We start from the raw sequence: 10,920 nt of genomic DNA on the forward strand, positions 1-10,920 counted from the left end.
CGCACGGCCCGGGGCCGGCGCGCGTCCGCGGCCCTGCGGCCGGCCGGAGGCGGGGCCCTACGGCCAGTAGGCGTCGAAGTTCCGGCTGAACTCCCAGTCGTTGAACCGGTCCCAGTTGATCGACCAGGTCATCAGCCCGCGCATGTCCGGCCAGGTGCCGTGCGTCCGGTACGAGCCGCAGCCGGTGCCCTTCGTCAGGCAGTCCAGCGTCCTGGTCACCTCGCCCGGCGGCGTGTACCCGTTGCCGGCCTGCGTGCTGGCCGGCATCCCGATGGCCACCTGGTCGGGGCGCAGCGCCGGGAAGAACCGCTCGGCGTCGCCCGCGACCGGGAAGCCGGTGAGCAGCATGTCCGTCATCGCGATGTGGAAGTCGGCGCTGCCCATGGTGTGGTACTGGTCGTCCAGCCCCATGATCGGGCCGGAGTTGTAGTCCTGGACGTGCAGCAGCGTCAGCGAGTCGCGCAGCGCGTGGATCACCGGCAGGTACGCCCCGCAGCGCGGGTCCTGGCCGCCCCACCGCCCGGTGCCGTAGAACTGGTAGCCCATCTGCACGAAGAACGTCTCCGGCGCCATCGTCAGCACGAAGCTCTCGCCGTACCGCGCCTTGAGCGACTTCAGCGCCGAGATCAGGTTGACGATCACCGGGGTGGTCGGGTTCCGGAAGTCGGTGTCGTCGGTGTTCAGGGACAGCGAGTGGCCCTCGAAGTCGATGTCGACGCCGTCCAGCCCGTACTCGTCGACGATGCCGCCGACCGACCGGACGAACGCGTCGCGCGCGGCCGTGCTGGTGAGCTGGACCTGGCCGTTCTGGCCGCCGATGGAGAGCAGCACCTTCTTGCCCGCGGCCCGCTTGGCCGCGATCGCCGCCTTGAACTCCGCCTCCGACTCCACGTTCGGGCACTCGGCCCGCGGGCAGAGCCGGAAGCGGATGTCGCCGGAGGTCGCCGACGTGGGCTCGCCGAAGGCGAGGTTGACGACGTCCCAGCTGTCGGGCACGTCCGCGAGTCGGGTGTAGCCGGAGCCGTTGGCGAAGCTGGCGTGCAGGTAGCCGACGAGGGCGTGCGGCGGGAGGGTGCCGCCGGGGCCGCCGCCGCCGTCGCGGGTGGTGGCGCTGACGGCGGCGGACTTCGGGGACTCGCCGGCGGCGTTGGTCGCGGTCACCTCGAAGCGGTACGTGGTCGCGGGGGTCAGCCCGGTGAGGGTGGCGGAGGTGCCGGTCACGGAGGTCGCGCGGGTGCCGTCGCGGTAGACGGTGTAGCCGGTCGCGCCGCTCACCGCGCTCCAGGAGAGCGAGACGGAGGTGGCGGTGGCGGAGTCGGCCGACAGGCCGGCGGGGGCGGCGGGGACGGTGCCGGGGTCGCCGCCGGGGCCGGTGAGGGTGAGGTCGTCGGCGTGGTAGGCGGGCTGGCCGTACCAGCCGTGCACGTAGACCGTCACCGAGGTGGTGTCCGGGCCGGTGGTGAAGGACGTGCTCAGCTCCGTCCAGCCGGCGGCGGACGCGGTCCAGTCCGAGACGTCCGCGGTGCCGGTGCCGCGGGCGCCGAGGTAGGCGTACGAGCCCTGCACCCAGCCGCTCAGCGCGTACCGCGAGTCGGGCCGTACGGAGACGGTCTGGGTGCACTCGCCGCGGTCGCCGCCGGCCGGCTGGACCCTGAGCGCGGACGTGCCGGAGCGCACCGGGCTGGAGACCGCCGAGCCGCTGCCGGCGGAGCAGTTCCAGCCGTCGAGGCCGGCCTCGATGCCGCCGTTGCGGAGCAGGTTGGGCTCGGCGGCGGCCTCGGGTGCGGTGGCGCCGGCGGCGGTGCCGGAGAGCACACCGGCCAGCAGCGCGAGTGCGGCGATCAGGGCCGCGAGGGGTGCGGCGGGGCGGGAGCGGGGTCTGGTCGGGCGCGGGGAACGGTCCACAACTGCCTCCGGGTCTCGGGAGGTCGGGGCCTGGCTGGGGAAGCGCGGGGGACACGTTGGTCCAGACCAATAATGATGTCAAGGGGACGCGTGCACGTCAGGGCGCGCACGCCGTCCGCGTGCGCGCCCCGACTCCCGCCGTGTTCCGGGCCGTTCCGTGGTGCTCCGTGGTGCTCCGTGGTGTTCTGTGCCGTCCGTGGTGTTCCGCTGGGATGCGGGCCCGTTCAGAGGCCGGCGATGCGCCCGTTGCGGAAGAGGTCGACGAAGATCTGGTGGTCGGCGCGGGCCCGTGCGCCGTAGTCGTGCGCGAAGTCCACCAGCATCTCGGTGAACCCGTCGGCGTCCGCCGAGATCGCCGCGTCGATCGCCCGCTCGGTCGAGAACGGCACCAGCGAGTGCCCGCTCTCCTCCACGTCCGCCGCCGCGTGCATGGTGGCGGTGGCCCGGCCCAGGTCGCCCACGACGGCCGTGGCCTGCTCCGGGTCGTCGATGTCCGACCAGTCCAGGTCCACCGCGTACGGCGACACCTCCGCGACCAGCTGCCCCGCCCCGTCCAGCTCGGTCCAGCCCAGCCACGGGTCGGACGCGGCCTGCAGCGCGCGCTGCGAGATCACCGTGCGGTGCCCCTCGTGGCGGAAGTAGCCGCTGATCGCCGGGTCGGTGACGTGCCGGGCGACCGCCGGCGTCTGACCGCGCTTCATGTAGATGACGATGTCGTTCTCCAGGGCGTCGCTGTGCCCTTCGAGAAGGATGTTGTACGACGGCAGCCCCGCGCTGCCGATGCCGACGCCCCGGCGGCCGACGACGTCCTTCACGCGGTAGGCGTCCGGCCGCGGCTCCCGGCCGCCGGGCGGCAGCGTCTCCAGATAGGCGTCGAAGGCGTCGAGCACCCGGGAGCGGGTGGCCGCGTCCAGCTCGACGGCCCCGCCGCCGGCGGTGAAGCGGCGCTCGTAGTCCCGTACCTCCGTCATCGAGTCCAGCAGCCCGACGCGGGTGTGCGCGCGGGCGGCGCGCAGCGCGCCCAGCAGCGGGCCGGTGGCGGTGTCGAGGGTGAAGGGCGGCACCTCGTCGTCCTTGGCGCCGGTGGCGAGGGCGCGGGTGCGCTCGCGGTAGGCGTCGGCGTAGGCGCGGACGAGACCGGAGATCTGCCCGTCGCTGAGCGCCTTGGTGTAGCCGATGAGCGCGAGCGAGCCGGCCAGCCGCTTCACGTCCCAGGTGAACGGGCCGACGAACGCCTCGTCGAAGTCGTTGACGTTGAAGACCAGCCGGCCGTTGGCGTCCATGTACGTGCCGAAGTTCTCGGCGTGCAGGTCGCCGTGGATCCACACCCGGGCGGTCTGCTCGGTCAGGAACGGGTCGCCGCGCCCGCCCGCCGCCTGGAGGTCGTGGTAGTAGAGGCAGGCGGTGCCGCGGTAGAAGGCGAACGCCGAGGCGGCCATCTTGCGGAACTTCAGCCGGAAGGCCGCCGGGTCGGCGGCGAGCAGTTCGCCGAATGCGGAGTCGAAGACGGCGAGTATCTCCTCGCCGCGCTGAGCGTCCTTGGAGTCCGTGACCATGCGGCTCACGATACCGGCGCACCCCCGCCGGACCGGGGGGCGGAACCGGGGCGGGCGCGCGCCCCCGAGCACGCGCGCCCGCCCCGGTGCGTCAGCGGCGCCGCCGCGGGCCGACCGCCAGCGGGATGCCGGTGCGCTGCGACTGCGACACCGACGCCGGCGAGTCCTCGCTGCGCGCCGCCTCCGTCGGGATCTCCGGCTCCACCGGCTCCGTGGGCCGCTCCGGCGGCGGGGTGTAGCCCTCCAGCGCGGCGCCGCCCCAGACGTACGGGTCGGCCTGGGCGCTGCCGTACGGGGACCACGCCAGCCGGGTCTGGCCCGTCTTGTCGTCGGTGTCCGAGTCGTACACGAGGACGTTGAGCGCGAACTTCTCCGGGTCCGCGGCGGCGGGCAGGTCGGCCAGCGCGATCTTCGCCTCGATCGTGTAGCCCCGGTACGGGTCGGAGACCACGGCGGCGACCCGCATGCCGGGCGCCGTCGTCGCCGCCGGGCCCTGGCGGTTGTCGCCGTCGCGCTCGGCCGCCGGGCCCCCGCCGTTCGCGGTGAACGGGAAGATGCCCGTCTTGAACGTGGTCGAGGTGTCGTCGGCCGTGCCCCGCGGGTCGAGGGTGATCTCGACGGAGTCCGTACGCCAGTGGCGCTTGGCGTCGCTCTCCTCCAGCGCCGTGCCCCTGCGGTCGTCGACGACCTTGACCAGCACGTACAGGTCGTCCCCGTGCCGCGACAGCTTCGCCGTCGCCGAGACGTCCGCCGCGTCGGCCTCTTCGCCCTGCCAGTGCACCAGCGGCAGCTCCGGGCCCGGGTACTCGGCGGCGCGCTCGACGCCGTCGAGCACGGGGGCGGTGGCGACCTCGGGGATCGTCGTGGCCGGGGGCTCGGGGTAGTCCGGCTGGGCGTCGTTGGCCAGCCACGGCAGGCCCACGCGCTCGGTCCAGTCGCGGAACTCCGCGTACAGCGGGCGCAGCCCGCTCTGCGGCCGCACCTTCGACGTCACGGCCCGGCCGTTCGCCGCCAGCACCGTGTACCAGTCGGAGCCCAGCTTCTCGGGGTCGGTCGGCACCTGCGGCGGCCGCGCGGCCCAGCCCTGCGTGACGTACGTGCGGGCGGCGTCCTGCTCCACCTGCGCCCAGCTCGTGCCGTGCTCCTCGCTGCGCACGCCGGAGAAGACGCCGAAGACCGGCAGGCCGCTGGCGCGGTCCGTACGCCGTTGCTTGGGCGCGTCGGGGCCGAGGAGGCTCCGGAAGCCGTAGTTCTGCGCGAGCAGCAGCCGCGGCCGGTGCGGGCGGTACCCCTCGCGGGTGATCTGCGAGCGGAACGCGCGCGGGTCGCCGGCGAGGAAGAACGCCTCGATCGCCAGCCGTGCGGACAGCTGGTGGCCGCCGTGCTGGTTGAACGGGCGCGGGTCCATGGTCACGACCGTGTCCGGCGTGGTGGCGCGGATCAGCCGGACGATGCGCTCCAGCGTGTCGTCCGCGTCCCAGATCGCGGCCGTCAGCGGGCCGGAGAGCGTGTACCAGAAGTCCGGCTTGTCGAGGTAGTAGACGTTGTCGATGCCGGCGAGGCCGACCGCCGCGCGCTCCTCGTCCTCCCGGATCAGCCCGAGCGGCGGGCCCTCCTCCGGGCCTGCCGCGTTGCCGCCGCCCTCGCCGCGGGTGACGGTGAGCACGCCGGTGCTCAGCCCGTACCGCTCCCGCCACTGCCCGAAGGTCGAGAGGTTCCCCGCCTCGTCGTCCGGGTGCGCGCCGACGAAGAGCACGTCGTTGTGCGCCCGGCCGCGGCGCCCCTGCGGCGCCCGGCGCGGGCGCGGCACGCTCCAGTCGTCCGCCCACGCCGACGGCGCCGTCGCGCCCAGCGCCGTACCGACGACGCCGGACACCAGCGCGGCCGACACGACCCGCCGGCTCGGCCCCGCCCTGCCCGCGTCCTGTGCCGCTCCGGGCTCCGTTCCGTCCCCCTGCGCCGAGTTCGTCACCGATGGCCTCCCCTTGCCGTACGAGGTGAGCCCCGCTCGATGAGGCTCACGACCGACCGTTCTATGCCAGACCGGGGGCCAGGGCAAGAGGTTTGTCAGGACATCTTGTCAACTGGACGAGCCGGCCGGCGCTTCCGCACCGCGCCGGTGCGGCCAACTGCCCGGGGAGGAAAGGGATTCCGCGACAAAGCAGACCGCGTGTGGCAGAGTTCGTATCATCTGACGGCGTACCCCCCGGAGCGCATGTGACCACCGAGAACAGCGGGACGGCGTGGCTGAGCACCACCGCCGGAACGTCCTGGACTCCCCCCGAGATCGATTTCACGAAGCCGCAGACGGCCCGCATGTACGACTACTACCTGGGCGGCAAGGACCACTACGCGCCGGACCGGGAGACCGCCGAGCGGGTCGTCGCGGTGTGGCCCGGCGTCGGCAAGTTCGCCCGCGCCAACCGGCACTTCATGCACCTGGCCGTCGAGCGCCTGGCCACCGTCGGCGTCGACCAGTTCCTCGACATCGGCACCGGGATCCCCACCTCGCCGAACGTCCACGAGATCGCCCAGGCCGCACGGCCCGAGGCGCGCATCCTCTACACCGACCACGACCCGGTGGTGCTCGCGCACGCCCGCGCCCTGATGAACTCCACCGCCGAGGGCCGCATCGACTACATCCAGGGCGACCTGCGCCGCCCCGGGACCATCCTCGGCCACCCCTGCATGACCGGCCCCGAGCCCGTCCTCGACCTCGGCCGCCCGGTGGCGGTCAACCTCGTGGCGATCATGCACTTCATCACCCCCGAGGACGACCCGCGGCGCATCATCGCCGCCCTCATGGACCCGCTGCCCGCCGGCAGCCACCTCGTCCTCAGCCACATCACCGCCGAGTTCGCCCCCGCGGAGGTCGCGGCCGCCGCCCAGCTCTACCGCAACCAGGGCCTGCCCGCCCACGCCCGCGACGCGCGCGCGCTGGCGGACCTGGTCGAGCCCCTCGGCCTGGAGCTGCTGCCCCCCGGCATCGTCCCGGTCAACCGCTGGTCCCCGGACGTCTCCGCCGACCCCCCGCCGGCCCCCCTGTACACCGACGCGGAAGCCTCGTGCCTGGGCCTGATAGCCCGCAAGTCGTGACCCGGGGCGACCCCGGCGCCCCCGTGACCCCCGCGCCCGCCGTGCCCGACGACGCACCGAGCTGCGACGGCCGTACGCCGTAGTCCCGTGCCGCCGGGCCGGAGACGGTCCCCGACGGCCGGAGGTCAGCGCAGGGCCGGTACGGCGCCGTGCTCCGCCCACGTCACGTCGACCCCGCGCAGCCCCCGGCACCACCCGGCGGCGACGGCCGCGACCCCCGCGGCATCCGGCGGCGTGCGGCCGAGGCCGATCGCGAACCGCGCGGACGCCGGCCCGGTCTCGAACGGCCGGGGCCAGGCGTGTGCGTCGGCCGCGCCGGCGTCTCCCAGCGCGGCGACCAGCGCGTGCAGCCGCCCCCGGACGCGCCCCAGGGTCTCGTCGAACTCCCCGGCACGGCCCGGGGCCACGGTCAGGACCGCCCAGGCCGCGTGCCGTCGGTGCAGGGACGGCGGCGACAGCAGCGCGGGCCAGGGGTCCGTGCCGGTCTCCGCCGCGTGCTCCAGGACGGTCCAGGCCCGGTAGCACTCCTCGGCCAGCAGGTCCCGGAAGCCGGCGGTGACGTGGCCGGTGCAGCTGCGGACCGGATCGGTGGGGGTGAGGACGACCACCGGCGACGGCGCTTGCGGGCCGGCGGCCGCGAGGCCGACCGGGCTCCGCCAGTCCCAGGCGGCCCAGGTGCCGAAGAAGCCGCGGAGGGAGTCCGGCTCTGCCGCGTCCCCGGCCGCCGCCCCGGCCTCCCGTACGGTACGGGCCGCGAGCACCGACCAGGCCAGGCCCGGCAGCCCGCCGAACGGGGCGGCGTCGAGGCCCCGCGCCGCGGCCCACGCCTTCACCCGGGCGGCGAGCCGGGCGACGGCGGCGTGCCGGTCGCCGACCGCGGCACGTACCGCCTCGGCGTCGCTCACCGCGCTCAGGGCGGTCGCGGCGGCTCCGCCCAACTCGGCCCGCCGGGCCACCGCTTCGGCGGGGTCGAGCGCGCCGGTCGCGACGACGGCCAGGTCGACGTCCAGCCCGCCGGTGCGCAGCCGCAGACCCGGTACGCGAGCGCCGGTCACCTGCCGCGTCCGGGTGGCGTCCGACAGCGCCGCGGTCACCCGGGCCCGGACGCCGGCCGGGTCGACGCCGCCGGGCAGGGCCGCTACCAGGTCCACGTCCGCGCCGGCCAGGGCGCAGCCCATGCGCCGTGACCCGGCGAGGTGGACGACTCCGTCCCCCAGCGCCCCGGAGATGCGCCGCACGACCGCCAGCGCCCGGGCGTGCTCGTCCTCGCCCGCCGCGGCCGCCCCTCCGGGGCCGGGCACGGGAGCGGGACCGGACACGGGGGCGGACACGGGACCGGGCGCCTTCGCGGTGCGGGCGGCGGGCGCGTCCGCCGGCTCGGCGGCGCCCGTCCGCAGGTCCGCCGTCACGCCGTAGTGGTCCGAGACGTACAGCCCGTCCGCCGTAGGCGTGTCACCCCGCAGCCGCGCCCCGGCCGCGTGCAGCCGCCCCGGGCGCAGCAGGATCCGGTCCAGCCGGGCGGCCCGGCCGGACAGCGAGGACACCGCGGCCAGCGGATTGCCGCCCGGGTCGAACGTGGGCGTCCGGTCGCCGGGGCCGTGGACCTCCGTCCAGACGTCCCGCAGCCCCAGCCGGGTGGCGGGTGCCGCACCGCCGTCGTTGAAGTCGCCGACCACGACGAGTTCGCCGGCCACACCGCCGAGTCCCTCGGCGAGCCGGTCCAGTTGGACCCGCCGCAGGGCGGCACCGCGGTCGGAGTGGTCGCTGCTCAGGTGGGTCGTGGCCACCACGAGCGGGCCGGTGCCGGTGTCCACCGTGACGGCGGTGACGGCCTTGTGCCGTCCGAGCGCGTGCCACCCCGCCTCCCGTACGGGCAGCCGGCTGAGCAGCAGCAGTCCGCTGTCCGGCACGTCCTCTCCGCCCGGATCGGTGCCCAGGGTGTAGCCGGCGCGCACCCACTGGGCCTGCATGAGCAGCGTGAGCAGGCCGGCCTCGACCTCCTGCAGCGCGATGACGTCCGCGTCGGCCTCCGCGAGGGAGGCGAGCAGCAGCGGGCGGCGCCGGGCGGTCTCGATACGGTCGCTGTCGTACCGGTCCCACAGCGTGTTCCAGGTGAGAACGCGTAGCCCCGCCGCACCCGCCGCCGGCCGCGGGACATCGCCTGCGGGGCGCCAGCCGGGCGCGGGGTCCCAGCCGAAGGGCGTCCTGGGGGTGAAGAAGGGCGGCCGCAGCAGGCGTGCGCCCCGCGTCCGGCCGGCGTCCGACGTGTCGATGCGGTCCACGCCGGTGGCGCGGTCCCAGAGCAACTCCCCGTCCGCCTCGACGAACAGGATCCGGTGCCACGGGATGTCGCCTCCGGGCACGAAGGACGGCAGCGGCATCCGCTGGGGGGCGGCGCCGCGCTGGCCGATCCCCAGCACGAACCTGGCCGGGTCGAACCGCGGGTCCCAGCGGACCCGGTGGTAGATCTCGGCGCTCGTACGCATCACGCATCCCCGCCGTCCGGGTCCTCGTCCAGGGCACCGGCGGTGTCGGCGACCGTTCCGGCCGCTCCGACGTACCACGTACGGTGCCCCTCGCCCGGGTAGGGCGGGGTGAACCGGCGCACCTGGGCGGTGAGCACCCCGGGCGGCACCGGGTGCGCCCGTGCCCGGTTGCGCCGTGCCAGCTCGTCCTCGCCGACCAGCGCCACCACGTGCGTGACCAGGGCGTCGCGGCGCCGTGCGACCCGCTGGACCGCCGCCCGCCGGTGCCGGTCGAGCGACGTGGCGTCCCACACCACGGTCCCGCCGCCGGCCAGCGCCGAGTCGAGGCGGCCCAGTCCCTCGCGCAGGACGTCCGCGTTGGCCCGCTGATCGGCCCGGTCGCCGCGGGCCGCGCGCAGCTCGTCCAGGCAGACGTACGCGTCGGCCCCGGCGAGCCCGCCGGCGAACGTGCTCTTGCCGCTGCCGGACGGCCCGATCAGCTGGATCAGCCGGGGGAACGCGCCGGAGCGCCACCGCCAGCTCACCGCCGCCGCCTCCCCGGCGGTGGCGATCCGCCCGGCCGCGTACGCCTCGCGCGCCTCCGCCCAGCACCGGTCGGCGGCCTCCCGGCCGACGCCGCCGAGCGCGTCCCACAGCGCCCCCCGCAGCCGCTCCAGCGGCGCCGGCCCGAGCAGCCCGGCGTCCTCGGCGTGCATCATCGACCACTCGACCTGCTCGTGCGCCCCGGCGTCCCGCGCGACCGCCCCCGCGACGGCGTGCAGCACCCCCAGGTCGGCGGCGAGGGACATCCGTACGAGACCGGCCCGGCGCTCGCCGTCCGGACAGGGCCGCTGCACCGCCCCGCACAGCCCCACCAGGTCGGCGACCCGCCGTGCGCCCCGCAGGCCCAGCTGTCCGGCGAGCCGGGGCGCGAGCCACGCCCGGCCGGCGCCGTGCAGCATCGCGGCCGAGACCCCCGCCAGCCGGGCGTCCCCGGAGCGGCCGAGCCCGTCCAGCCGCGCGACCACGTCGGCGACGGCGGCCTCGGCGGGGGGCGGGTCCTCCGGGGCGGTGCCCAGCGCCGCCGACAGGGCCGGCACGTCGGCGGCCCCGCCCGAACGCACCTCCCACAGCGCGGCCTTCGGGCCCAGTCCGTTCGCCACGACCGCGGCGTGCATCCAGTGCGTGCCGGTCTGTACGTGCCCGCCGCGCACCCACTTGGCCACCCGCCGCCCGAACTCCCGCAGCCCGAACCCTTCGACGGTGCGGACGACGTAGCCCTCCTGGCGCGCGGTGTCCAGCGCCAGCTTCCGCAGCGCCCGCTCGTCGAAGACGCCCCGCCACAGCACCGGGGGCGCCGGAACGCCCGACCGCCGCAGGAACCGGACCGTCCGGTCCCAGTCCAGGCAGCGGTCGCCGGCCCAGACGGAGAAGCCGTAGAACCAGCTCTCCAGGTCCTCGTAGGCGATCGAGTGCCGCGCGAACATGTTCTCCCCGCACACCCGCCACCCCGGCGGTATCCCGCCGCCGATGCGCCCCTGCAGCCCCTTCACCCAGGCCCGCGAAGGATGGTGCGCCGAGTCGAGCGAGCGGGCGTGGAGCCCGTCGGCGTAGAGGGTGGTGTTCTCCCCGTCGAGCTTCTCGGTGACCACGACCTCGCGCCCCCGCAGCCCGGACAGCTCTCCGGCACGTACGTCGTCCGCGGCGGCCCCCGGCGACCACGGGAGGTGCGGTGTACGGGGGTAGTGCACACGCATGGCCGGGCTCCGTGACGGGGGAAGGGGCCCGGCCACTGTAGAAGTGCCCGAGAGGCGGCTCCAGCGAATAGTCAGCGCCCGGGCCGGGCGCCGCCCCGGGCCGGGGCCGGCGCGGGGGGGGGGGGGGGGGGGGGGCCGCGC

Annotated in this window: 6 protein-coding genes; 1 reads left to right on the forward strand and 5 read right to left on the reverse strand. The window is 75.8% G+C overall.

Translation table 11 applies throughout. The annotated features are described in order from the left end of the window. Nucleotides 1–57: 57 nt before the first annotated feature. The 3 genes from ABD317_RS27170 to ABD317_RS27180 form a co-directional block, all read right to left on the reverse strand. Nucleotides 58–1,905 (reverse strand): chitinase, encoded by a 1,848-nt coding sequence (locus ABD317_RS27170; protein ID WP_344292915.1) that lies wholly within the window; start codon nucleotides 1,903–1,905, stop codon nucleotides 58–60. A 224-nt stretch (nucleotides 1,906–2,129) separates the two neighbouring features. After that, nucleotides 2,130–3,461 carry a DUF2252 family protein gene (locus ABD317_RS27175; RefSeq protein WP_027755533.1) on the reverse strand — a complete coding sequence of 444 codons (1,332 nt, stop codon included), beginning with the start codon at nucleotides 3,459–3,461 and terminating at the stop codon, nucleotides 2,130–2,132. Nucleotides 3,462–3,552: 91 nt separating this feature from the next. Continuing rightward, nucleotides 3,553–5,433, reverse strand: coding sequence for a sugar-binding protein (locus tag ABD317_RS27180; protein ID WP_344292918.1), 1,881 nt, complete (start codon nucleotides 5,431–5,433; stop codon nucleotides 3,553–3,555). 245 nt (nucleotides 5,434–5,678) lie between these two features. Between ABD317_RS27180 and ABD317_RS27185 the strand changes: the two genes are divergently transcribed. After that, nucleotides 5,679–6,557 (forward strand): SAM-dependent methyltransferase, encoded by an 879-nt coding sequence (locus ABD317_RS27185; protein ID WP_344292920.1) that lies wholly within the window; start codon nucleotides 5,679–5,681, stop codon nucleotides 6,555–6,557. A 125-nt stretch (nucleotides 6,558–6,682) separates the two neighbouring features. Here the strand turns inward: ABD317_RS27185 and ABD317_RS27190 are convergent, their stop codons facing one another. Then, complete coding sequence (locus ABD317_RS27190; RefSeq protein WP_344292922.1) at nucleotides 6,683–9,043, reverse strand: RNA repair domain-containing protein; 2,361 nt, start codon at nucleotides 9,041–9,043, stop codon at nucleotides 6,683–6,685. Then, the gene (locus tag ABD317_RS27195) at nucleotides 9,043–10,779 is read right to left on the reverse strand and encodes an RNA ligase family protein (RefSeq protein WP_344292924.1); all 1,737 of its coding nucleotides are present in this window, start codon (nucleotides 10,777–10,779) and stop codon (nucleotides 9,043–9,045) included. Before ABD317_RS27195 ends, ABD317_RS27190 begins: the two co-directional genes overlap by 1 nt. Between the last annotated feature and the right edge of the window lie 141 nt (nucleotides 10,780–10,920).

The organism is Streptomyces synnematoformans (assembly GCF_039531005.1).
Lineage (GTDB): Bacteria > Actinomycetota > Actinomycetes > Streptomycetales > Streptomycetaceae > Streptomyces > Streptomyces synnematoformans.